21 protein-coding genes are annotated in these 25,742 nt (G+C 40.4%); 10 read left to right on the forward strand and 11 right to left on the reverse strand.

Annotated elements, in window-relative coordinates:
* Window positions 1–220: 220 nt before the first annotated feature.
* The 8 genes from rsmG to rpmH form a co-directional block, all read right to left on the reverse strand.
* The gene (rsmG, locus tag VTHSUH11_RS05525) at window positions 221–973 is read right to left on the reverse strand and encodes a 16S rRNA (guanine(527)-N(7))-methyltransferase RsmG (RefSeq protein WP_105092922.1); all 753 of its coding nucleotides are present in this window, start codon (window positions 971–973) and stop codon (window positions 221–223) included.
* Between the two features lie 738 nt (window positions 974–1,711).
* Window positions 1,712–3,583, reverse strand: coding sequence for a tRNA uridine-5-carboxymethylaminomethyl(34) synthesis enzyme MnmG (gene mnmG, locus VTHSUH11_RS05530; protein ID WP_105092923.1), 1,872 nt, complete (start codon window positions 3,581–3,583; stop codon window positions 1,712–1,714).
* Window positions 3,584–3,731: 148 nt separating this feature from the next.
* Window positions 3,732–5,117 carry a tRNA uridine-5-carboxymethylaminomethyl(34) synthesis GTPase MnmE gene (mnmE, locus tag VTHSUH11_RS05535; protein WP_105092924.1) on the reverse strand — a complete coding sequence of 462 codons (1,386 nt, stop codon included), beginning with the start codon at window positions 5,115–5,117 and terminating at the stop codon, window positions 3,732–3,734.
* A 240-nt stretch (window positions 5,118–5,357) separates the two neighbouring features.
* Window positions 5,358–6,179: an RNA-binding cell elongation regulator Jag/EloR gene (jag, locus tag VTHSUH11_RS05540; RefSeq protein ID WP_105092925.1), complete on the reverse strand. Its 822-nt coding sequence runs from the start codon at window positions 6,177–6,179 to the stop codon at window positions 5,358–5,360.
* Between the two features lie 8 nt (window positions 6,180–6,187).
* A complete protein-coding gene (locus tag VTHSUH11_RS05545; protein WP_059364529.1) occupies window positions 6,188–6,844 on the reverse strand; it encodes a YidC/Oxa1 family membrane protein insertase in 657 nt (218 codons plus the stop codon).
* A 172-nt stretch (window positions 6,845–7,016) separates the two neighbouring features.
* Window positions 7,017–7,271 carry a membrane protein insertion efficiency factor YidD gene (yidD, locus tag VTHSUH11_RS05550; RefSeq protein WP_105092926.1) on the reverse strand — a complete coding sequence of 85 codons (255 nt, stop codon included), beginning with the start codon at window positions 7,269–7,271 and terminating at the stop codon, window positions 7,017–7,019.
* A gap of 181 nt (window positions 7,272–7,452) precedes the next feature.
* The gene (rnpA, locus tag VTHSUH11_RS05555) at window positions 7,453–7,800 is read right to left on the reverse strand and encodes a ribonuclease P protein component (protein WP_105092927.1); all 348 of its coding nucleotides are present in this window, start codon (window positions 7,798–7,800) and stop codon (window positions 7,453–7,455) included.
* A gap of 79 nt (window positions 7,801–7,879) precedes the next feature.
* A complete protein-coding gene (rpmH, locus tag VTHSUH11_RS05560) occupies window positions 7,880–8,014 on the reverse strand; it encodes a 50S ribosomal protein L34 (protein ID WP_004692946.1) in 135 nt (44 codons plus the stop codon).
* A 1,225-nt stretch (window positions 8,015–9,239) separates the two neighbouring features.
* Here rpmH and dnaA point away from each other — a divergent pair.
* From dnaA to VTHSUH11_RS05610, 9 genes are all read left to right on the forward strand, one after another.
* The gene (gene dnaA, locus VTHSUH11_RS05570; protein WP_105092929.1) at window positions 9,240–10,823 is read left to right on the forward strand and encodes a chromosomal replication initiator protein DnaA; all 1,584 of its coding nucleotides are present in this window, start codon (window positions 9,240–9,242) and stop codon (window positions 10,821–10,823) included.
* Between the two features lie 304 nt (window positions 10,824–11,127).
* The gene (gene dnaN, locus VTHSUH11_RS05575; protein ID WP_105092930.1) at window positions 11,128–12,249 is read left to right on the forward strand and encodes a DNA polymerase III subunit beta; all 1,122 of its coding nucleotides are present in this window, start codon (window positions 11,128–11,130) and stop codon (window positions 12,247–12,249) included.
* Between the two features lie 39 nt (window positions 12,250–12,288).
* Entirely contained in the window at window positions 12,289–12,519 is a 231-nt protein-coding gene (locus tag VTHSUH11_RS05580; RefSeq protein ID WP_105092931.1) for an RNA-binding S4 domain-containing protein, read from the forward strand.
* A gap of 3 nt (window positions 12,520–12,522) precedes the next feature.
* Complete coding sequence (recF, locus tag VTHSUH11_RS05585; RefSeq protein ID WP_105092932.1) at window positions 12,523–13,623, forward strand: DNA replication/repair protein RecF; 1,101 nt, start codon at window positions 12,523–12,525, stop codon at window positions 13,621–13,623.
* Window positions 13,610–14,509, forward strand: coding sequence for a DciA family protein (locus VTHSUH11_RS05590; protein WP_105092933.1), 900 nt, complete (start codon window positions 13,610–13,612; stop codon window positions 14,507–14,509). Before recF ends, VTHSUH11_RS05590 begins: the two co-directional genes overlap by 14 nt.
* 134 nt (window positions 14,510–14,643) lie before the next feature.
* Window positions 14,644–14,892, forward strand: a complete 249-nt coding sequence (gene remB, locus VTHSUH11_RS05595; protein ID WP_059364541.1) for an extracellular matrix regulator RemB — start codon at window positions 14,644–14,646, stop codon at window positions 14,890–14,892.
* 121 nt (window positions 14,893–15,013) lie between these two features.
* On the forward strand, window positions 15,014–16,915 hold the full coding sequence (gene gyrB, locus VTHSUH11_RS05600; protein WP_059364542.1) for a DNA topoisomerase (ATP-hydrolyzing) subunit B: 1,902 nt from the start codon (window positions 15,014–15,016) through the stop codon (window positions 16,913–16,915).
* Between the two features lie 10 nt (window positions 16,916–16,925).
* Window positions 16,926–18,407 (forward strand): amino acid permease, encoded by a 1,482-nt coding sequence (locus VTHSUH11_RS05605; protein ID WP_105092934.1) that lies wholly within the window; start codon window positions 16,926–16,928, stop codon window positions 18,405–18,407.
* 174 nt (window positions 18,408–18,581) lie between these two features.
* Window positions 18,582–18,899 (forward strand): YbjQ family protein, encoded by a 318-nt coding sequence (locus VTHSUH11_RS05610; RefSeq protein ID WP_105092935.1) that lies wholly within the window; start codon window positions 18,582–18,584, stop codon window positions 18,897–18,899.
* Between the two features lie 361 nt (window positions 18,900–19,260).
* Here VTHSUH11_RS05610 and VTHSUH11_RS05615 read toward each other — a convergent pair whose 3' ends face one another.
* Window positions 19,261–22,323 (reverse strand): efflux RND transporter permease subunit, encoded by a 3,063-nt coding sequence (locus tag VTHSUH11_RS05615; protein WP_105092936.1) that lies wholly within the window; start codon window positions 22,321–22,323, stop codon window positions 19,261–19,263.
* Window positions 22,320–23,384 (reverse strand): efflux RND transporter periplasmic adaptor subunit, encoded by a 1,065-nt coding sequence (locus tag VTHSUH11_RS05620; protein ID WP_105092937.1) that lies wholly within the window; start codon window positions 23,382–23,384, stop codon window positions 22,320–22,322. The genes VTHSUH11_RS05615 and VTHSUH11_RS05620 overlap by 4 nt, the downstream gene beginning before the upstream one ends.
* Window positions 23,385–23,753: 369 nt before the next feature.
* On the opposite strand from VTHSUH11_RS05620, the gene VTHSUH11_RS09560 reads away from it, so the two are divergent.
* Window positions 23,754–23,891, forward strand: a complete 138-nt coding sequence (locus VTHSUH11_RS09560; RefSeq protein WP_181143914.1) for a hypothetical protein — start codon at window positions 23,754–23,756, stop codon at window positions 23,889–23,891.
* Between the two features lie 398 nt (window positions 23,892–24,289).
* Here the strand turns inward: VTHSUH11_RS09560 and VTHSUH11_RS05625 are convergent, their stop codons facing one another.
* Window positions 24,290–25,639, reverse strand: coding sequence for a hemolysin family protein (locus tag VTHSUH11_RS05625; RefSeq protein WP_105092938.1), 1,350 nt, complete (start codon window positions 25,637–25,639; stop codon window positions 24,290–24,292).
* Window positions 25,640–25,742: the final 103 nt, after the last annotated feature.

A 25,742-nucleotide genomic window follows, 5' to 3' on the forward strand; every position in this document is an offset into this window, starting at 1 on the left:
ATTTGTTCCCTGTTTTGTTTTCGATATGGCCGTTAGTATTAATATGCCACAATCTTTTCCTATTTATTGTTACTCATAATATAAGTTTAATCTAAAAACACCTTTCAAAAAACGACTTTGGCCCTGCGGAGGCCGATAGGCCGAAGTCAGACCCGGCCGGTGGAGGCTTTTTGGAAGGTGTTTTTAGATTGCTTACATTAATGAAAAAGATTGTAGCATATTATAATAACGGTTTATCCTTTATCTCTTTTGGTTTTCTTGGATATTTCCCAGGTGTTGTTCCTGTTTTCTTAATGTACACGATAGCACGTTTATCGTCTAGTGTCGGTAAGGTCACGGTTCTTACATCTTCAATGGATGCTTTTAATGTGCTAAGGGCTTTATTAGATTCCTCAATTTCTTCTTCATAGATAGCGCCTTTTAAAGCAACTACATAGCCGCCTTCTTTTACATATGGTACGGTCCATTCTAATAGGATTGGTAAACGTGCCACTGCACGACTCGTGGCGATATCGAAGCTTTCACGATAGTCCTGATGACTCAAATCTTCAGCCCGTCCATGTAAGGTCTTGCAGTTCGTCAATTGCAATTCGTCGATAACAGACTCAAGAAAGGTAAGGCGTTTCTTGAGAGAGTCAAACAAGGTCACGTGCAAGGTTCTGTCATAGATGGCCAAGGGAATGCCAGGGAAACCAGCACCGGTTCCGACATCGATAATGGAGAATCCAGATTTGATAATTTTCGGATCATAACAAGATAGAGAATCAATCATGTGCTTAACCACGACTTCCTTCATATCCGTAATACCCGTCAGGTTGAGATATTTATTTGTTTCAATCATGCGTGCATAGTACACGTAGAAATCTTTTGCTTGCTGTAGTGTGCATGGCAATCCAAATGATACCATTTGTGAAAGCATATATTCTACAAACTCAGATTCACTAGCGATAGGCACATCATATTTTTCTTTCATCGGTGCTCCTAACTATATGTATGTAATTCAGATTAAAATTCATTTATTCGCGCTATAAGACCTATTTATGTACTTCTAGGATAAATTATATACAAAGCACTTAAAAAAGAGCATACAAGCGAAATATAAGAGTCGTATTTGTATCTATTATACCATATTCTCAATATATTCTCATTTACTATATAGATAAAAGTGCAAAAAGAGGAGGTACGCATAAAAATCTTATATCATCTAAACTGCCTCATAATTGTAAACCTATTTTGTTAACCTTCTAACACATCCTTTTCCAAATTTATATATCTTATTTCTACCTTTTAAATTTTACTGTTTATCTCTAATTTATCACTATGAACTTTTCTTCACATACAGATTATTTTGTCTATTCTGAATGTACACTCAGTGTATTTCTCTAGTGTACATATTTTACTAGTATAATAATATGTATTTTATAAATATTCATATAAATATACAAACTTTTACGTATATACTCACTTTTACATTTATAAAAATAAAGCTTGCTAATGGTATCATTTATGGATACACTACAATCAATAGGAGGTGGTACCCATGAAACAAAAATGTATGTGGTTCTTATTTAAACTTGGGCTATCCTTATTTACTCCAGATTATATGAGTCAAGGTCGCGAAGTCGATGAGCATCAGGAACGGGAAACCTTATAACAGAAAAAGCTAGTTAATCAAACGATTAGCTAGCTTTTTTCTATGTAATCACATATTCTATTTGTTCCTATTATATTGTTCTAGTTGAATCAACAGTACAGACACATCCGCCGGGGATACGCCCGAGATACGGCTTGCTTGGCCGATGGAGTGAGGGCGAATTTTGTTGAGCTTTTGTTGCGCTTCAAGGGAAATGCCTTTAATTTCTGTATAATCCCATTCTTTTGGAAGAATTTTTTCTTCCAGTTTGCGAACCTTCTCAACTTGTTCCATTTGCTTTTTGATGTACCCTTCGTAGGTAATGGCAATATCCATAGCTTCTTCTACGTCAGGTGTAAAGCGTTTCAAACCGAATGCATCAGCTACGGTAGCATAGGAGAGTTCGTTACGTTTTACCAAATCATATGCGTGGATGCCTGTTTTGATAGGGGCTGTGCCCAAGCTTTCAAGCAAGGCTTGTGTTTCCTTGGACGGATTGACAGGTGTGTTGCGCAACAATTCAATACCTTCTTCGATGGCCGCTTTTTTAGCTGTAAATTTAGCCCAACGATCATCTTTCACAAGGCCGATTTCACGACCTTTTTCGGTAAGGCGCATGTCCGCATTGTCTTGACGAAGCAATAGACGATATTCACTACGGCTCGTCATCATGCGGTACGGTTCGTTGGTACCTTTTGTCACGAGATCATCGATGAGAACGCCAATGTATGCTTCGGAGCGAGCAAGGATGAAAGGTTCCTTACCTTCAAGCCACAAGGCTGCGTTAATACCAGCCATAAGGCCTTGTGCAGCCGCTTCTTCATAGCCAGATGTGCCATTTGCTTGACCTGCAGAGTAGAGGCCTTCAATATGTTTCACTTGAAGAGCTGGCGTCAATTGTGTTGGGTTCAAGCAATCGTATTCAATAGCATAGGCAGGACGCATGATTTCGACGTTTTCAAGACCAGGAATAGTGCGAAGGAATGCATATTGTACGTCCATAGGAAGGGATGTACTCATGCCTTGTACATACATTTCATTTGTGCCCGTTCCTTCTGGTTCTACGAATAATTGATGGCGTTCTTTATCGGCAAAGCGCACCACCTTATCTTCGATGGAAGGACAGTAACGCGGGCCAACACCTTCAATTTTACCGCTGTACATAGGAGCACGATGAATATTGCTTTTAATAATCTCATGCGTTTCCTTGTTCGTATACGTCAACCAGCACACATCTTCGTTGCGGTTGATCCATTCGTCCATAAAAGAAAAGGCATGATGATGTGCATCGCCTTCTTGAACGGCCATATATTCAATATTAAGCGTCCGTTTATCTACGCGGGCTGGCGTGCCAGTCTTAAAGCGCATCAATTCAACGCCATTATCTAGTAGGGATTGAGAAAATTGTTCCGCTACCCGTTGCCCATTTGGGCCACCTACATAGTCGATATCGCCGATGAGGATTTTACCTTTCAAATAGGTCCCTGTACAAAGGATGACAGCCTTAGCGCCATAGAATTCGCCAAGCTCAGTAACGATGCCCGTTACCTTGCCATCCTCAACCTTGAGCTCCGTAACCATGATTTGCTTAACATTGAGGTTCTCTGTATTCTCTACAGTTTGTTTCATCAAATGTTGGTATTTAATTTTATCCGATTGGCAGCGCAAGGAATGCACGGCAGGGCCTTTACCCATGTTGAGCATACGCATTTGAATGGCCGTAGCATCCGCATTGATACCCATTTGACCGCCCAACGCATCGAGCTCATACACAAGATGACTTTTACCAGGACCCCCAACGGCAGGGTTGCACGGCATAAGTGCAATATTATCCAAACTGATGGTCGCCATCAACGTGCGATGACCCATGCGCGCGCAGGCGAGGGCCGCCTCACAACCAGCATGACCACCACCGATGACGATGACATCATAATTATCTACAGTATACATATCTATTGAATTCCTTATATTTATTACTTATTTTGAAATGTATATGGAATGATAACTTCCAAAAAACTCCACCGGCCGGGTCTGACTTCGGCCTACGGCCTTCGCAGGGCCAAAGTCGTTTTTTGAAAGCCATCATTCCATATCTACATTACTTACCGAGACAAAATCTACTGAATAGTTCGTCGATCATGGATTCTCGGATGGTGTCACCCGTGATGTCGCCTAGTAGTTCCCAGGCGCTGCGCAAATCGGTAGCGACAAAGTCCACTGGCATGCCCATATCGATGGAGGAGAGGGCTTCTTCGACTTGAGTCTTTGCTTGTTCCATGAGGCTGATGTGGCGCACGTTACTAATCATGGCGCTGTTGTCTTGTTTTACATGACCGCCGTAGACGAGTTCTTGCACCCATTTGGAGAGAACTGCAGAGCCTTCGCCTTCTTTTGCACTAATGCGTTCGATAGCTGTAAAATTACCGTGTTCTTTAATAGTTTCGTCTGTAACGACTTGTGCTACATCGGACTTATTGAGGAGTACGATAGTGTTCAAACCGCTAACAGAGGTCAAAATTTCAATTTCTTCAGGGGTCAATGGGGTAGACCCGTCAATAACGCAGAGCACGATGTCTGCTTTGTTAATATAATCGCGAGCACGCTCCACACCGAGGGCTTCTACCGTATCTTGTGTATCCCGAATACCTGCCGTATCGATGAGGCGCAATGAAATGCCTTCTACGGTCATATATTCTTCAATACTATCCCGCGTCGTCCCCGGAATATCCGTTACAATAGCGCGATTTTCGCGCAAGAGAGCGTTCATAAGGCTCGATTTACCTGCATTTGGACGACCTACAATAACCGTCGTAATACCGTCGCGAATGAGGCGTCCCGTATTCGCTGTGGACAAGAGTTCATCCATAGCTTTCAAAATAGGCTGCAATTGATCGCGAACCTCTTGGCTCGTTACATCCTCGATATCCTCCTCAGGATAATCAATGGTTACCTCTAAATGAGCAATCATAGCGATAAGCTGTTCACGCACATCTTTTACAAAGGACGAAACTGTGCCGTCCAGCTGCGATACAGCAAGGGAGAGGGAGTCCTCTGTTTTTGCTTCAATAATATCAATGATCGCCTCCGCTTGCGTGAGGTCGATACGTCCATTCATAAAGGCGCGCTTCGTAAATTCACCGGCCTCAGCCATGCGCACATCGTGATTTACGAGCAATTTCAAGATTTGTCGAACCGGCACAATACCGCCGTGACACTGAATTTCTACCACGTCTTCTGCCGTGTAAGAATGAGGGCCTTTCATTAATAACACAAGAACCTCGTCGATGGTCTTGTTCGTTGCAGGGTCCACAATGGTTCCGTATTGAATCGTTCTGTTTTGGCGGTCCATCAAAGGAACGGTACCAACGCTCTTGAACAGGCTATTTACAATAGGAAAACTATCCTTGCCGCTAACACGAATAATACCAACCCCGCCGATGCCGGGCGGCGTCGCAATGGCCGCTATTGTATCATCTATATACATAAAAATCTCCGTATTTCGAATATATTTTATATCTTCTTCGCCTGTGAAAGTTAAACTAAACCAATCTACGCACGCGAAGATTACCTTAAGTTAGCTTTCACCATAACTTATTGTATTACGTATAAATAAAATGGTGGTGGCGGTGGCATTCTGAAACCGACTTTGGCCCTGCGGAGGCCGTAGGCCGGAGTCAGACCCGGCCGGTGGAGGTTATCAGAATGCTATCGCCACCAAACACTTTTATTTTTTGTAAGAGATCACAATATGGCGGAATGGTTCATCACCAGCAGATTCTGTGACGATATGTTTATCATCATGCAACGCAGTGTGAATGATTTTACGTTCAAATGCATTCATAGGTTCTAAGGAAACCTTTTGACGATTGCGTTTTACCTTAGAAGCAAGGCGTTTTGCAAGATTGATCAACGTTTCTTCGCGACGAGAGCGGTAATTTTCCACATCCACCACGATGTGACAGTGGCCAGACACTTCTTTATGAGCTACCAAATTAGTTAAATATTGGATAGCATCAAGAGTTTGACCATGTTTACCAATCAAGATACCGAGGTCTTCACCATGTACTTGGAACGTGATTTTATCAGCGGTAAACATTTTTTCAATTATCACAACAAGGCCCATTTGGCCGAACATATCTTCAAGGAATTTCTTACCTTTTTCAGCGATAAGTTGTTGTGTTTCTTTTGAAAGTTCTTTTTTCGTTTCTTTAGTAGTTTCTGTTTCTTCTTCAACTGCGTCGATTTCAGAATCATCAGCAGAGCTTTCAGAAACAGTAACATTACTTTCAGAAGTAGCCACAGGCTCATTAGATACAGCAACAGAAATTTCAGCGATTTCTTCTTTTTCTTCTACTGTAGCCGTAGCAGCTACTGTTGTATAAAACAAACGAACAACGGCTGGTTTACGGCCAATGCCTAAAAAACCATTAGAAGGTTGTTCAATAACCTTTGTTTCTACCAATTCACGACCATCTATAGAGAGTTCTGCAACCCCTTTAGCAATGGCATCTTCAATTGTTTTAGCAGATACATCGATAAATTCCATAGTGCCTCCTATTTATTAGCTTCTAAGCCTTTGTAAATGAAATGTTGTTGCACAAATTGGAACACATTGGATACGATCCAGTAAATAACCAGACCGGATGGGAAGTTCAAGGAAATGTAACCGATGAACAATGGCATAAAGATTGTCATAATCTTTTGTTGTTGTGCAGCGGCACCAGAAGCGCCCATACCAGTTTGTTTAGACATAACCCATGTGGACAAAGCACTCAATACAGGCAAGATGTAGTATGGATCTGCTTCTCCAAGGCTAGGAAGCCAGAGGAAATGTTCGAATGCAGGATTGTAAGGATAACCTTGCAATGCATAGAAGATAGCAATCAAGAAAGGCATTTGAACCAATAAAGGCAAGCAACCAGCTAGTGGATTTACACCCAATTCTTTGTACATAGCAGCCATTTCAGCTTGCATTCTTGCAGGATCATTTTTGTACTTATCTTGAAGCTCTTTCATGCGAGGTTGCAACTCTTGCATAGCTTTCATAGATTTGATTTGTTTTACTGTCAACGGCGCTAGAATCGCTTTGATAAAAACAGTAAGGATGATGATAGCCATCCCATAGCTTGGGAATCCGACCATTTCAGTCAAGTTGAATGCATATGTCACAAGCGTGCGCATAAATTCAACTAAATAGTTAAAAATTTCCATTGTTTCTCCTTCGAATGTAGGCCTAAACAGGACACCATTGCGCATCCATATATCGTTATGGTATGGTCTAAATTTCATCCATACAGATGCTCAGGTATTTCCAAAACTGTGCTCACTCAAACTAATGTCAATTGTGAAAGTTATACTAGTCTTATCTTTCACCAATACCAAATTAAGGAACGGGATCATAACCGCCCTTATGAAATGGATGACAACGCAAAATGCGTTTTAGCCCAAGCCAGCTACCTTTCAAGGGTCCATATTTTTCAATGGCCTGCAGAGTATATGCGGAACAAGTGGGATAATATCGGCAACATCCCGGTTTGAGAGGGGATATGGCAATCTGATAGAAGCGGATAACGAGCCATAAAACAAAGGTAACACCTTGTTTTATAAAATTTGATATAGTTATACATGTATCTTTCATAGAATTCACCATTTAGGCGTAAGATTTAAAATTGTATATATATCAAAATGCATAAGAATATACACTATAAAATGCATAGCAATATACACTATAAAATACATATACATTTAACCCATATGCCTCATAATACGCGAATAGGACCAAAGCATAGCGCTGTCCATGCTTGTGGTCCTATATAGGATTATACTAAGAGCTTGCTTTTACGCAATAAGTACAGTATTTCCTTTTCCGCTCGTTCATAGGTTGCGTCCTTCAGAGGGCCACGTCCAACGATAACAATATGATACCCTTCGCGAATTTGATGCTGATTGAGGCGATATACCTCTTTCATAAGGCGACGTGCTCGATTGCGTTCAACCGCACCGCCCACCTTTTTCCCCGTCACAAATCCGATACGAGTTTTTTGCTTTGCTACAGGCATACGATATAAAACGCACATGCGTCCTATCTCATACTTACCATGCTTATACACAAGGCGATATTCATTATTGTTTATAATACGTCTCGTTTTATCTAAGCGGTAATCCATTGTATCGTCCGAGTCCTATAGAATAGAAAAACTTGGCAAGAGCGCCAAGTTTTCTGAAAGCTCTTGCTGAGCCATTATATTATGCAGATAAGCGTTTTCTGCCTTTAGCACGTCTTCTTTTTAATACGAGACGGCCACCAATAGTTTTCATGCGTTCACGGAAACCATGGGTACGTTTTCTCCAAAGAGTATTTGGTTGATATGTACGTTTCATTAGTAAAACACCTCCTCGTTATATATTTGTTTTACTTATACCATAACAGGGTAATTATAGAGGGAAAACGCAAATCTGTCAATAAAAAACAGGGTTTTCTATATATATTTATATAAAAAAGATATGGTGTTTCGAATAAAATCTACAAATGTAATTTGTTTGCCAGTAATATTACTACATTTAAGTAATGATGGCTACCTAATATTTTCTCGCTCCACCGGCCGGGTCTGACTCCGGCCTACGGCCTCCGCAGGGCCAAAGTCGCTGCAAAAATATTAGGCAGCCATCATTAAACAATATTCATAAATTAGCCAAACAAATTACACCATTCACATCTTATCAAGACACCATATCTTTTATATCTGAACCTTATAGATCAACTCCTGTTTTTTTATTGAAACAGATTGCGCGCCCCTTCCCTTGGCGGCGAAGACAGAATCTACTATTTTAGAGCAACATACATACACCTCTTTTGAAATAGAACAGGCCTGTTCTATTTTCCCAAACACCCTACTTATGTCCCTGCGGAGCCCAAAGTGCGAGTCAGACCCGGCCAATGGAACACCAATAGGGGCAAAATACATTTTGCCCCATTTCCCTTATTTCCGTATGGAATTTATTTATTTTAGCTAATTTTGGATGAAAGTAGGTTTGGTAGTCACTTTTTCGCGACTTCGGCCTTGCGAACCAAAGGGCGAGTCAGACCCAGCCGGTGTTCCCCATTCCCATATGAAATTTGTTTATTTTTAGTTTCTAATATGCTGAAGTAGTGAGGTTAGGCCATTACTTTTTCGCGACTTTGGCCTTGCGAGCCCAAAGGGCGAGTCAGACCCGGCCGGTGGAGCTAAAAAGTAATGGCCTAACCGATCTTATCAACATTTACAACTAAAAATAAACAAATTCCATAAAAGTTATCCACAGATTAAATGACAATCCCCCTATTTTTTGGTACAATTATAACTGAAATTGGTAAAAAATATATGTTTTTATAAGTATTTTATAGATAGCTTACAAAAGTTATCCACATTTTTTCTCTTTTAACCTATGAATAGTAAAAACCTAGTGTTTATAAGGTTGGAAGGGAATTTTATTTTCTCTTATTCACAAGTTGTGCACATGTTATTCACAGGTATTTTTAATTTTTCCACAGCTTTTGAATAAGTTATACACATAATTACAAAAGTTATCCACATTTTTAGTAAAATTTATACACAAGAGGCATAAAATGCAAGCAACTGATCTTAATGATATATGGGAACATATATTACAAGTAGCGAAACAAACACTGCCACCTGCGATTTATTCAAGTTTAAGTACATCTCTCATACCGATGAGTATAGATAACAATTCTATTCACATTGTGGTTATGCAGAGTTTTATAAAAAATGTCATTGAATCTCAGCAAACGGTGAGTAAGATGTTAACAGATGCCATCCAGCAAGTGACGGGCAAACAATTAAATATGGTTTTACTTGATTTATTTCCACCCAAAGAGGAAACACCGGTAGAGCCACCGCAAGTAACGGATACTTTCTCCGTAAGTACTGCATTGAGTACGCTGAAAAATGCTACGGAACTTACAAAACCTACGAAACAAGAGGTTCCTTATCAAGAGGAGTTTTACACGCCGGTCTATGATGAACCTGTGTATATTCAACGAAAAGAAACGTATGAGTTAATTCCTGATGAGCCGATGTTCCCTATGGAACAGACAAAAGCTGCGCAAACGCTGCAGTCTATGGATATTCCTATCGATTTGTCGTCGTCTCAGCTCAACCGTGGCTATCGATTCGATAATTACATTACAGGCAATTCGAACCGCATTCCCTTTGGAGCCGCTCAAAATGTGTCGGAACATCCAGGTGGCGACTATAATCCGCTCTTTATCTATGGCCCGTCTGGCCTCGGTAAGACGCATCTTATGCACGCTATTGGCAATGCCATTGTCGAAAGATATCCAAATCTTAAGGTGATGTGTACAACGAGCGAAAAATTCATGAATTTGTTCATCGAATCCATTCGCAAGCGACAAGGCGAACTATTCCGTAACACCTTCCGCAATATCGACGTATTGCTCATCGACGATATTCAGTTCTTGGAAAATAAAGAGGGTACGAAAACAGAATTTTTCAATACTTTCAACGAATTATTGGACAATAACAAACAAATCGTCCTCACCAGCGATACCATGCCAAACGATATGGATCAGTTCGAAGAGCGCTTGCGTTCTAGGTTCCAAGCAGGTTATGTAGCGACCATGGAAAATCCAGATTTGGAAACGCGTATCGCCATTTTGAAAGCTCTCGTTGAAAAGGAAAACAACAAGAATCGGAATCTCGTTATCGACAACGATGCCATTAACTACGTGGCATTACAATTCGATGAAAACATCCGCGTACTGCAAGGGGCTTTCAACAAGCTTATCGGTACTGCATCCCTTGAACAACGAACTAGCAGTATCGACCTAGAATACACGAAAAAAACATTGTCCGACATCATCACGACGGAACGGGTGACACTGATTGATATCGAGTCCATTCAAGATTTTATCAGTACTTATTTCAATATTAAGAAACAAGATTTGTTAGGCAAGAAACGTAAGGCTCAATTTGCATTTCCACGTCAAATTGCCATGTATTTGTGTCGCGATGTGATTAATGAAAGCTATCCACAAATCGCAGCAGCCTTTTCGAGGGATCATACGACGATTTTGCATGCGTACGATAAGATTAGCAAAGAAATCGACAAGAATCCTGAAACAAAACAGATTATCCTAGACATCAAAGCCAAGCTTTCATCACTCAACTAAAATAGGTGTGGATAACTCTGTGGATAGACTGTGTATAAATCTGTGAATAATGCAGAATTTAAGATTTTCTGTGAGTATGTGGATAACCTAAAACAATGTATACACACACTTATCCACACCTGTAGAAAGGCACAAAATCTAGAAAACTTTCACATGTACACACATTCACAGTGCCTACTACAAATACTACTAAACTTACAAAACAATCAAAAACATATCAGAAAACCGATCTATCGTTGATTATCTATAGAGGACCAACGTAAATCGCACAATGAATATTACAAACAAGGAGAGTATTTACGATATGAATATCAAATTTCCAAAGGCCAATCTCCAAAAAGCCATTAACGTTTTACAAAAAGTATCTCAAAACAAAACAAGTTCCAATCTACCAGGTTCCATTTATATCACCACAAAAAATAATCAAGTGGAACTGCAAGGTAACGATTTTGAATTGGGCATCAAACTTACCATCGATGCAGAAATCTTAGAACCAGGTACTTTGGTGGTTGCATCTCGTTACTTCCAAGAATTAATCCGCAAATTGCCAGGTGAAACAATTCAATTGAACAAACCAGAAGATGGCAATTCCTTAAAAATCACATCAGGTTCCTCTGAATTTAATCTTGTCACATTGCATCCAGACGATTTTTCCTTAGTTGAACAAATTCATGACCAAGATCATGTAACTATGGACAGCCAAGCGATGAAAGAACTTATCGACCTTACGAACTATGCAGCAGCCAGCGATGATGATCGCCCTGTATTTGCTGGTGCTTTACTTGAAATTAAAGATGCAAATGACAAAGAAGTAACTATGGTTGCTACAGATACACATCGCATGGCGGTTAAGAAAGTAACTATCGATGAACCAGCAACTAATCCAATGCGCGTTATCATTCCAACAAAGGCTTTAGCAGAAGTATCTCGTTTATTGCCAACAGACAATCCATCTGTTATTAAAATCATTTGGAATCGCACACAAATCGTGTTCATGTTTGAATCCATCTATATTATTTCTCGCTTAATCGAAGGTACATATCCAGAATATGAAAAGGTAATTCCTGCTCAATTCGATTCTAGTGCGATTGTAGACCGCAAAGATTTTGCAGGCGCCGTTGATCGTGTATCCTTATTGGCAAAAGATATGAGTTACAACGTAATTCGCTATGACTGGTCCGAGGTACAAGTGACTTTGTCTAGCCAAAATGCTGAAATTGGTATGGCAAAGGAAGAAATTCCTGTGGAATTTAAGGGCACACCATTCACGATTTCCTTTAATGGTCGCTACATTTCTGATATCTTGCGTCACAGCACAGGCGATAATATCCATATGTATTTAAAACAAAATGGTCCTGTTGTGATTCGCCAAGATAATAATCCGAACTATACGTACGTAGTAACACCTGTTCGTACGAATGCTTAATCGTCACATACAGTAATTTGTCCACCATAGGAGGACGTTATGAAACAACAACATGTACCTATCCATACGGAGTACATTCAAATCGATCAACTACTTAAATTAGAAGGTGTCATCGAAACAGGGGGCCAAGTAAAAAGCCTTATCGATGATCAAGTACTTACATTAAATGGCGTCATCGTTACAGAAAAACGTAAAAAATGTCGCGTTGGTGATGTGATAGGTGTAGATGGTCTCGATGTAGAATTCATCGTTACCAAAGAGGAGGCATAATCGGTGAGAATCAACTCACTGCAATTGTTCCAGTTTCGCAACTATAAGGAATTGAATATATCCTTACATCCTGAAATCATCGTCTTATATGGCACCAATGGGGCTGGTAAAACCAATATATTGGAATCGATTTACGTTGGTACCATTGGTAAAAGCCATCGTACAAATGATACGTCGGATATGCTTTTATTTAATGCTGATGAATCAGGTATTGTGGTGAACTTTGAGAAAAAGGATACGCCGCAGAAGGTAAATATTAAGCTATTTCGTCAAGGACCAAAAGATATTCGCTTAAATGATACTAAAATATCTCAGAAGGAATTAATTGGTACCTTAAATACAGTTATATTCTGTCCGGAAGATTTACAGCTCATCAAGGGCAGTCCATCGGGGCGTCGTAGATTTCTTGATATGGAAATATCGCAGACCAGCGCTACTTATTATCATCAATTGTTGCAATATAATCGCTTATTACAACAACGCAATACCTTGTTGAAGGAATATCGTGGTAAGCAGAATATTCCTCTTGCTGAATGGGATATACAGCTAGCGGATATGGCGGCTTTCATCGTAAAAAAACGAATGGAAAGTTTAAAGAAAATAAATTTGCTCATCGATTTGATGAATCGTAAATTGACGGGCGGTCTTGAAAATCTCACCATCGGTTATGAACAACCATATGGGAAGGATAATCATCTTGTATATACAAAGGAATCCTTTTACGATTTATTACAAGAGTCGTTGCCGCAGGATCGTCATCGCATGAACACAAGCGTAGGTCCTCATCGTGATGATTTGCGGTTCTTTTCGGATTCTATTGATTTAAAGCGATTTGGGTCCCAAGGGCAACAGCGGACGGCGGTGCTGTCACTAAAATTAAGCGAATTAGAATTTATCAAATCCGAAGTAGGCGAATATCCCGTATTGCTCTTAGATGATGTATTGAGCGAGCTTGACGAGGCGAGACGGAATAATTTATTGCAGTTCATCCATAAACGCATTCAAACCGTCATAACTACGACGGATATACACGATTTTGAAAACCTACAAGGTGTTCAATTTATTCAATGTCAGGAGGGGCAAGTCCATTATGGAAAGCCTTAATATGTGCTTAGCTAGTGGTCTTGATGAGCTAGGTATACTTGAAAAATTTAAACTGAATACTCTGATTCATCATTGGCGTGATGTGGTAGGTCCAATTTATGCAGGCCATACGCGCATCATCGACATTAAACCTCCTAAAATTGTGCTTAGTGCTGATAATTCGCAGTGGATGCAAGAGGTTAAGATGAACCAAAAACGCATTCTTAAGGCCATTAATGATTATTATCAAGGTGAGATTATCACCGAAATGGGCCTTATGATGCATCGTCAGAGCTTTGTGAAAGAATCGTCTGGTCCGGAGATATATCATATAGAAATGCCTGATATAGAAGGCTATATAGATATGTCAAAAATCATCTTATCCGATGATGATATAAATGTTATCGACAATATGGTTAACAAAATCTCTGATGACACATTAAAAGATACTTTCAGAAACGTAATTATTAGCAGTCGCAAAAAAGAAATCTATTTATTAGAACATGGCTATCATCGTTGTGAACGCTGTCGAATTCTGATGAATCGAGCTACTAAACATTGTGTTACCTGTGAATATGAAATTCATCGTGAGCATATCAACAATATTAAACGGCAAATTCGACGGATTCCTTATATAAAATACAAAGAATGTTGTAAATATATAAACTGCACTTTTGATGACTTTGCCATGGCTATGAGAGAACTTATTTATTTTTATTTAGACAAGGTATATCATGGTTCAACTAGCCGTAATCACATGTATATGGCAGCCATGCTCATTACCCATAAACCACCTGAAGAATTAACAGATCAACATGTGATTAACCTGTGTAATAAACATAGATCAAAATTCTTGAGTGAAGAAAAACAAAAAGAGCTCAATATGCTTAGAGGTATATTGGAATAGCATTAGGCTGTATGAGGTGGATGGGGAGTACTTTCGCAGCGACTTTGGCCCTGCGGAGCCCGCAGGGCGGAGTCAGACCCGGCCGGTGGAGCGAGAAAGCACTCCCCATCCACCTCAAAAGAATAAGGAGATTTATGTACTTACATATTGGCGATAATTTGAGTATCCCTATGAATTCAATCATTACCATGATTCATGCGGATTCAGGAAAATCGCATAGGACGGGCATATCGTATTATGATGCTGAGGTTATAAACGTGGTGCCTGAAGACAAGATAAAAACATATATCGTAACAGATGATTGTGTGTATGCATCTGGTATATCACTAAAAACTTTGAAAAAACGTATTGATGAGTTTTACTCAATATTGAAGAATAAGTAATTAGTAATATATAGCTTTCAAGTTATTAGCAATATATAGTATAATAATGAGATAAACTATAATCGTAGACGTGTTGTGCATAAGCATATTGCGGTTTATGTCGTTAGGAGGAGTTTGTTTAATGGCTGAAGAAAATTATGGCGCTCAGAATATACAGGTTCTTGAGGGTCTAGACGCGGTGCGTAAACGCCCGGGGATGTACATTGGTAGTACGTCTGTGCGTGGTTTGCATCACCTCGTTTATGAAGTTGTAGACAATTCAGTGGATGAAGCGCTCGCAGGTTATGCGACGCATATCGAAGTGTCCATTAATGAAGATAATAGTATTACCGTTGTAGATGATGGCCGTGGTATTCCAACAGGCATGCATGAATCTGGCATGTCCGCAGTGGAATTGGTATTAACTAAATTGCATGCAGGCGGTAAATTTGGTGGCGGCGGCTATAAGGTGTCCGGTGGTCTTCACGGCGTAGGTATTTCCGTTGTAAATGCATTGAGTGAATGGACTAAGGTTCAAGTTTCTCAAAATGGCATCATTCAAGAAATTTCCTTTGCTCGTGGCCATAAAACATCTGAATTGCATGAAATTGGCAAAGCTGAAGGCACCGGTACAACAGTTATTTTTAAAGCAGATCCAGAAATCTTTGAAACTACAGTGTTCAACTTTGATACATTGAAGTTCCGTTTACAAGAATTGGCGTTCCTTAACAAGGGCCTTCGCATTACATTGAGCGATTTGCGCCAAGAGGAACCTCGTATTGAAAGCTTCCACTACGAAGGTGGTTTAAGTTCTTTCATCACATTCTTGAACGAAAACAAGGAAGTTGTTAACCCAACTGTTATCAACATTGAAAATACAAAGGATGACGTAGTTGTTGACGTTGCATTGCAATATAATGATAGTTACAGCGAAAACTTGTTATCCTTCGTAAATAACATCAATACCGTTGATGGTGGTACACATTTATCTGGCTTCCGTGCCGCATTGACGCGTACACTCAATGATTATGGCCGTAAATCTGGTCTTATCAAGGAAAATGAAAGCAATCTTTCCGGTGAGGATGTACGTGAAGGTTTGACTGCTGTTATTTCTGTGAAAGTATTAGAACCACAGTTTGAAGGTCAAACTAAAACTAAGCTTGGCAATAGTGAAGTAAAAGGTATTACTGACGTTATCGTGTCAGAAGGTCTTAAAACATTCTTTGAAGAACATCCACAAGATGCGAAGAAGATCATCGAAAAAGCAACGATGGCGAGCCGTGCTCGTGAGGCTGCTCGTAAGGCCCGTGATTTGACACGTCGAAAGAACGCGTTAGAGGTATCTAGCCTTCCTGGTAAATTGGCGGACTGCTCCGAAAAAGATACATCTATGACTGAAATTTATCTAGTCGAAGGTGATTCTGCGGGTGGTTCTGCAAAACAAGGTCGTGACCGTCGTTACCAAGCGATTTTGCCATTGCGTGGTAAAATCCTAAACGTAGAAAAGGCACGCCTTGATAAGATTTTGGCGAATAACGAAATTCGCTCCATGATTACCGCTTTCGGTACTGGCATTGGTGAAGAATTCGATATTACTAAATCCCGTTATAATAAAATTATTATCATGACAGATGCGGACGTTGATGGCGCTCACATCCGTACATTGCTTCTCACATTCTTCTATCGATACATGAAACCTTTGGTAGAGGAAGGACATATTTATATTGCTCAACCGCCTTTATACCAAATTAAAAAAGGCAAATCCCATTGGTATGTATACTCTGATGCAGAGCTCACAGCAAAACTTGATGAAGTAGGCCGCGATGGTATTACAATTCAACGATATAAAGGTTTGGGTGAAATGAATCCTGAACAATTGTGGGAGACAACAATGAACCCTGAAAATCGTACAATTTTACAAGTTAGCTTAGAAGATTCTATCGAAGCTGATAAAATCTTTACCGTACTTATGGGTGATAAGGTTGAACCTCGTCGTAAATTTATTGAAGATAACGCAAAATATGTGCGTAATCTAGACTTATAAGAGGTGCACCATGGCTGATAATCAACATAATAACGTAGAGTTTACGTCCAACAAAGATCAACATCTAAAACGTACCCTAAAAGCGCGTCATATGAATATGATTGCTCTAGGTGGTGCTATCGGTACTGGCTTATTTGTAGCTGGTGGTGAAGTAGTAAGTACTGCAGGCCCTGGTGGTGCTCTCGTAGCTTACGGCCTCATTGGCCTCATGGTGTACTTCCTCATGACATCTCTTGGGGAAATGGCTACGTACTTGCCGATTCCTGGTTCCTTCGGGACTTATGCAAAACGCTATGTAGACCCTGCCTTTGGTTTTGCCTTAGGTTGGAACTACTGGTTTAACTGGGCTATTACATTGGCTGCCGAAGTACTGGCAGGGGCCCTGATCATGAAATATTGGTTTCCTGATGTACCGGCCATCGTCTGGTCCGCTTTATTCTTATTAATTCTATTTGGACTCAACTATTTGTCCACTCGTTCCTTTGGTGAAAGTGAATACGTATTCTCATCCATCAAGGTAATTACAGTTTTTGTATTCCTATTCTGTGGTTCAATGCTTATCCTAGGCATTGGCGGTACATCTCCAGGATTTGTAAACTGGACAACAGGTGATGCTCCATTTGTAGGTGGATGGGAATCCATCCTTGCTATCTTCATGGTAGCTGGTTTCTCCTTCCAAGGTACTGAGCTTATCGGCGTAGCCGCTGGGGAAGCAGAAGACCCTGAAAAGAACGTGCCTAAAGCGATTAACTCCATATTCTGGCGCATCCTATTGTTCTATATTGGGGCTTTCACAGTAATCGGTTTCCTCATTCCTTACACTGATCCAAATCTATTGAATTCTAGCATTGAAAACGTATCCATTTCTCCATTTACACTTGTATTTGACCGTTTTGGATTCGCTTTTGCTGCTAGCTTTATCAATGCTATTATCTTAACAGCTGTATTGAGTGCTGGTAACTCCGGCTTGTATTCTTCAACTCGTATGCTTTACGCATTGGCTAAAGAAGGTCAAGCGCCACAAATCTTCGCTAAACTTAACAAACGTGGTGTTCCAGTTCCTGCATTGGTAGTAACTACAGCCATCGGTTTATTTGCATTCCTTACAAGCTTCATCGGCGAAGGTACTGCATATACTTGGATTGTTAATATCTCTGGTCTCTGTGGCTTCATCGCATGGGTTGGTATTGCAGTTTCTCACTATCGTTTCCGCCGTGCATTCATTGCACAAGGTAGAGATCTTAGTGAATTGCCTTACAAAGCATGGTTGTTCCCAATTGGACCAATCTTGGCTTTAATTTTATGTATTTTTATTATTGCTGGTCAAAACTACTCCGCTTTCACAGGCGATACAATCGACTGGTACGGCGTATCCGTTGCTTACATCGGATTGCCAATCTTCTTCGCTGTATACTTCGGTTACAAATGGATTAATAAAACTAAATTAGTTCCATTGAAAGAAGTAAATCTAGACCGCGATTTTGATAAATAAAAACGTAATACAATCAGACCTATTCATTATGAAAGTAGTGAATAGGTCTTTTTTTGTACATGCAGTATTAGGTAATTGTTTTATATGAAAGCTATCATTATAAGATTGTTTTTCTATAAAAGTCTTGCTATAATGAATCAAAATATATTGTAGTCAATTAGAGAGGATACAATTATGATTATTACCACAACTATGCATATTGAAAATAAACCTGTACAAGAGTACAAAGGTATCGTATTTGGTGAGGTCGTAGAAGGCCGTAACTTTGTAAAAGACTTTATGTCTGGCATTCGTGACATCGTTGGTGGCCGCAGCGGAAGCTATGAAGATTCACTAATGAATGCACGCCAAGCAGCAATCGATGAAATGGCAAAACGAGCTAGCAAAATCGGCGCTAATGCCGTTATTGGCGTATCATTCCAATACAGTACCGTAGGAGCACAAAATGGCATGCTTATGGTGACATGTAATGGTACGGCCGTTGTAATTTAATAAGAATTCATAGATGGGACCACTTGTTTCATTCCACCGGCCGGGTCTGACTCCGGCCTATGGCCTCCGCAGGGCCAAAGTCATGAAACAAGTGGTCCCATCTATTTTCTATTAAATACAACAGTCTGGATTAGAAAAAGAAAAAGTCGTTCGGAAACACTACTTATTCTATTTTGCTTAAAATTTCCATCGGCCGGGTTTGAGTGAGAAACTAGAACATATAAAAACAGCAGGGCCGCCACCCTGCTGTTTTTTTGTTGCGTGAATACATTGCAACTTACTTATTTCCCTTGTCAAAGTTATATTAATACTATCAGAATTAGTAGTCAATCAATTGTTAGGTATAATACATATCTATTATTTATTTTACCTTATACCATGTTGCGTACATAACTGGTAGTACGATGAGTGTGAGTACCGTTGCCACGAGTAGGCCGCCGCTAAAGGCGATGGCTAGTGGGCTCCAGAATACGGATCCCATGAGCGGTATCATGCCAAGGATGGCTGCGATAGCGGTTAGCATAATTGGTCTAAACCTTAATGTGGCCGAGTTGATGATGGCTTCTCGTGGAGATTGGCCTTCAGCACGGTGGATTTCGATTTGGTCCAACAAGATGATGGAGTTACGAATAATCATGCCAGAGAGGGCGATAACACCGAGAATGGCCATAAATCCAAGTGGTGTACGTGTAATGTTTAGGGCTAGTACAACACCGATGAGTCCTAGAGGAGCCGTGAATAAGGCCATGAGCATGAGTGCAATTTTCTTCAATTGGAACATGAGAATGGTCATAATCACAAAGAGCATGATAGGAATTGGGACGAGCAATTTTTTAACGGCTGTAACGCTCTTTTCAGCGGCGCCATCGAGCTCGATAGTATAGCCAGTCGGCAAGTTTTGACGATATTCTTCAAGGTTCTTGTAGATTTCTTTTGTCTTAGCATTGCCAAGTACGCCAGGGCCAACATTAGCATGGATGCTGATGGTCGGCATCATGTTGCGGTGCCAGATAATCCCTTCCTCTTGGGTCATGGAAATCGTGGCAATTTGGCTGAGCGGTACATAGGAACCATTGCCTGTTTGGATTGGTAGTGATGAAAGTGCCGCTAGATTGTGGTTTTCATTGCCACCTAATTTGAAAGTAACAGGAATTGTTTGGTTACCTTCGTAATATTCACCCGCTTTTGTACCCGTTAACAAGCTTTGTAAATGAAGCGATACAGCATAGCTATTGATGCCAAGCATACGAGCCTTATCTGGATCGATATGAACCTGTGCTACAGGCTCTGTATCCGGCCAGTCAAAGGCGATATTTTGTAAGTCCTTATCTTGCTGCATCATGGCTTTCACATCATTAGCAATCGTTTTTACCTCAGATGCATTAGGTCCCGATACACGAAGCATAACAGGATATTTAGATGGAGGTCCAATTTGAACGAATTGCATATTGATGAGGGCTGATGAATATTGATTGTTTAACTGATCTTGTAAATCCTTGAACAATGCATCACGATCCTTCAAGGACTTTGTGACAATGATGGTTTGCATGAAATTAGCACGTGGTAATTCCGGTTCTAAGGTCAATACAAACCGCGGCGACCCTTCACCTACATAGGTTGTGTAATGATCGATATGCTCATTGTCCTTTAACAAAGCATCCAATAATTTAGCTTGGCTTTGCGTATAATCGATGGATGAGCTTTGAGGAAATTGCATAGATACAATGATTTCATTCCGCGTTGATGATGGGAAAAATTCCTGTTTGATGAGCGGAAATGATAATAGAGATAGGATAAAAGCCACTAATGTTCCCAGTAATATAGCCTTGTGATGACCGAGTGCCCAGTGGAGGAGACTTTCAAAACGTGCATAAAAAATCGTTTTCAGACGATGCATAATATGATCGCGACGAGTCCATTCGGATTCGGGTTTTTCAGCCTTGTTTTCTATGATTTTATAGCCCAGTACAGGACTGACCAGAACAGATGCAATCCAAGATAGGACGAGGGCTAAGAACACAACGATGGACAAGGATTTAGTAAATTCTGCAACCATGCCCTCTGCCAAGGCGAGAGGCAAGAAACCAGCACAGGTAATGAGCGTGCCGGACAGCATCGGAAAGGCTGTAGATTCATAAGCAAAGGTGGCTGCACGCCAATGGTTAAAGCCTTCTTCAAGCTTAACGCTCATCATTTCTACAACGATGATGGCGTCATCTACGAGGAGGCCCAGTGACAAGATGAGGGCACCAAGGCTAACCTTATGTAGATAAATGCTGTTTTCGTACATCAACACAAAGACGGTGGATACAACGACAGGAATGGTGAGCGCCACTACAACACCAGTGCGAATGCCAAGGGACGCAAAGCTTACGAGCAATACGATGGCGATGGCTTCGAATAGAGATTGTGAGAAATCACCGATGGATTCCTTAACGATGTGCGGCTGATTCGATACTTGATCTAGGTTTAAACCAGCGGGAATCGTCGTTTTAAATTCCTTTAGTTTATTATCGATAGCCTCGCCAAATTCGATATTATTCGCACCAGCATCCATGGAAATAGCGATGCCGATGGCAGGCTTGCCTTCGTAGTAAAATTGAGGACTAGATGGGTCCTTATAGGTCATTGTTACATCCGCTACATCGCCAAGTCGTACGATTTGATTGTTGATGCGGGCTGGCATATTTTTGACAGCATCGACGCTATCGAATACACCATTCACACGGATATATACATTGTTCGTATCGGTGTTAACCATACCAGCTGGCACCATGGCGCTTTGCTGTTTGAGCGCGTTTAACACTTGTTGAACAGTTACCTTATAGGAGGCCAATTTATCCTTATTAATAGTTATATCGAGGGACTTTTCTTGTACTCCAATAAGGGTAATCTTTTTTACATTTGGAACGGATAACAATTGTCGTTTTAAATTTTCCGCTTGTTGCCGTTTTTCTTCGTAACTAAATTCGTCACCTGAAAGGGCATAAATCGTGCCGTATACATCGTCGAATCGATCGTTGATAGCTGGACCTTGAACGCCAGATGGTAAGGATTTCCACTCATCATTGATAATGTTACGTGCTTCTTCCCAGGCGGGACGAATTTTACTTGATGGCAAATCTTCTTTTAGATTGATGTATATAACAGATTTACTGCCATCTGTGAAAGACTTAGTATAATCTACACCCGGAAGATCCCGTAGTCGTTCCTCCAGTTTATCCGTTACCTGATCAGACATCTCTTGCGGTGATGCGCCTGGCCAAGAAACGCCGACCACCATGGTACGCATCGTAAAGTCTGGATCTTCCATGCGTCCCATATGGGTGAACGAGAATATACCAAAGGTGAGGAGTACGGCGATGAAGTAATAGATAATAGATTTGTGGCGTAACGCCCAATCGGCTAAGTTAAAGTTCTTCATTCATGCACCGCCGTCCCTTCTTGTAATTGTTGGGTGCCTGCGGTGATAACGATATCTCCTTTAGCGAGGCCACTTTTAACGATAACCGAATTATTACCGAAATCGCCCGTTTGAATTGGTACGAGATGTGCTTTTTTATCTCGAATGATATAGACCGCATTATTACCTTGTTTGTCTTTCACTAAAGCTGTCAATGGAATAGAAATATCCGTTGTCTCTACTTGATTGATGACCGCGTTGATGGTCATGCCAAGCTGTACTTCTTTTGGTGGATTTTGTAAGGCAATTTTTACCGTATAGGTCCGTGCCATTGGGTCTGGTACTGGTGAAATTTCTCGGATAATCCCTTGTACTTTCACATCAGGTAAAGCCCAGAAACTGATGGTAGCAGTACTACCTATGCGAATCTTACTCATTTCTTGTTCAGGCAACGAAATAACCGCCTCTGGTTCATGACCAGCCGCCAAGGTGCCTACTGGTTGACCAGCGGAGACCACTTGACCGACCTCGAGATTAAGCGCCGTTATGAGGCCACTATCTGGAGCAACAAGAGTAGTATAACTATTTTGATTATTGCTCAAATTGAGACCTGCTTGAGCCTGTTGTAACTGAGCCTTGGCAGCATTCAATTGATTTTCTGCTTGATCTAGTTGTAATTTACTAACCGCATTTTGTTCATATAAAGTACGGAATCGTTCCGCATTCGTATTGGCTAGCTCATATGCCGATTGAGCTGCCGTAACGGCTCCTTGTGCATTTTGTACTTGACTAGCCGTATCAGCGCCGTTAATTTGGGCGATAACTTGACCCGCTTGAACAGGGGAACCTACACTGACGAACTTATTAATAATACGGCCACCAACTTGGAACGCTAAATTTGTTTCCGTTTTATTGTGGATTGTTCCCGAATACCCAGCACTCGTTGTGCCAGCCTCCTCGCCAATCGTAATCGTCCGTACCTTGAGACTCGTATCATGCTCTTCTTGATTCGAACCACAACCGCCGATGACTAGTGCACTCATCAGTAGCGCCGTGGTCAATCCTAATACACTACGATTCATAATTCTCTCCTTCACACATATTATAGAGATTATTGTGAAAGCAATAACTACTATGACATATATATTTTATACAATTAAATAATACTATATATTAAACAAAAATTCTATATGTATATTAATTATATTAGAAAATATATATGTTTTCTAAATTTAGTAACTGCGAGGCACCTTCCTAAAACCTCCAGCTACCTTAACGGTCTGCGCCTGATGGCTTGACCTAGTAAAGTCGGTTTTAGAAAGGTGCCTCTTCGTTAAAAAATATCATAAACCAGAGCCTATACAAACATATATATTTTCTAATAATTGGAGAGAGGGGACCTTCGGGGAGAAATTTAGGTTATAATAGTTTTGATAAAGGTTGGTGGAATTATGAAACAAGAGAAAGATAGAGAAAAATATAATCAAAAAACATTAGATGCGATGAAAGAAGCAAAGAAAATAGCTAGAGATTTGAAATACCCTAGTTATAAAACGTTAGAAGAACTAAAAAGAGCTTTAGATGATTAAGTTAACCAAGTTGTGCAACAAACGTAGAATAGAAGATGAGAGAACCCCTCTTGAAAACGACTTCTCCAGTGGCTGTGAATTTTCCTTTGGAAAATCTTACGCCGCTGGATTAGAGATGTGTGGCTCCCATACGTCGCTACGCTCCTCTGTTAGCTCACACCCTTCGTTGGGCTCCGCGTAGCGTGTTTCTCTCATAGATTATGTTTACCGGTTGTGCGAATACAGCAGAAATGAAAATTTGAGCACGTAGGATCATAGGATATTAGTAATAAAAAAATAGACTTCCAAAAACGACTTTGGCCCTGCGGAGGCCGAAGGCCGGAGTCAGACCCGGCCGGTGGAGTTTTTGGGAGTCTATTTTTTTATATTAGTATTTATGACAATACGTGCTCTAAATTTTATTCTTCTGTTTGTTCCACAACTGGTTCAACATAACTAACCAAAATTTTGTCGATTCTCGTATTATCCATGTCTACGATTTCAAAGGTGTATCCTTCCCAATAGGTTTTGTCTGTTTCTCGTGGGATTCTACCGAATAGTAGGTTCATGAGACCGCCTAATGTTTTGTATAGATCATCTTCTTCGCGAGGAAGTTCTTTGTCGATGTGAAAGAATTCTTTAAATTCGTCTATGTTGAGTAGACCATCTACAAGCCATGTTCCGTCACCGCGTTCGATGATACGGTTTTCTTCTTCTTGGCGTTCATCTTCACCAGATGGCATGAGGCCTACGATTTCTTCCATGATGTCATGTAATGTTACGAGGCCACTAAAGCCACCGTATTCATCGAGGACGATGGTTTCGTGAACGCCTTCATTACGCAATGTATTGAGCAATTTCATAAGAGAAATGCTTTCAGGTACAAGCAATGGTTCTGTCATACAGGAACGGATGACGTGGTGAAGGGGGCTTTCACCCTGCAAACATTCAACCATAACATCTGTTACGTTAATCATACCCTGCAATTCATCGAGGGAATCTTCACCTACAGGAATGCGATAATGGTTTGCCGTTTTAAGAACCTCCATGATTTCATCTTCAGAAGCGTTTAAATCAATCCATTTAAGCTGCGTCCGCGGTGTCATGACGTCAGATGCGTCCATGTCGGCTAGGTGAAAGATATTTTCTACGAGGATAGGTTCTTCTTCTTCGTAAGCACCCATGGCTACGCCTTCGGTGAGCATTTTGTTGATTTCAGACTCTGTTACAGGAGCTTCTTCTTTAATAGTAACGCCTAATAATTTTAATAAAAATTCTGTAGAAACACCGAGGAAGCTAACGATTGGTTTTAATGCTACTGATAGCCAGTAAATTGGTTTTGCCACCACTACTGCGATACTTTCAGGACTATTTAAAGCCAAGCGTTTTGGCACAAGTTCACCAATAACGAGGGATAAATAGGTAATAATCGCAACGATGATAAATGAGCTAAGAGATGTGGCATACGGTTCAATACTTGGAACATGAGCTACTAAAAATTCTTCTAATGGAGCGGAAAAGGTTGCACCAGAATACAAACCTGTTAAAATACCAACGAGGGTAATACCAATTTGAATGGTAGAAAACATATTATTAGGATTTTCTGCTAATTCAAAGGCTTTTTTAGCTCGTTCATTACCTGCTTCACCCATCTCTTCGAGACGGCGTTTTTTAGCATTAACGATGGCTAACTCTGTCATGGAAAATAAGCCATTGGCGATGATTAATACTATAATAATTATAAAATCTAAGGTCAGATCACTGTCCATGTAAGTAAATACTCCTTTTTATGAGATATAATTCTGCACATGAGAAAAATTGAAATATTACTCTTTAGTATACCATATTAGCAGCAATAAATGTTTGTATACA

It is taken from the genome of Veillonella tobetsuensis (assembly GCF_002959935.1).
Classification (GTDB): Bacteria; Bacillota; Negativicutes; order Veillonellales; family Veillonellaceae; genus Veillonella; species Veillonella tobetsuensis.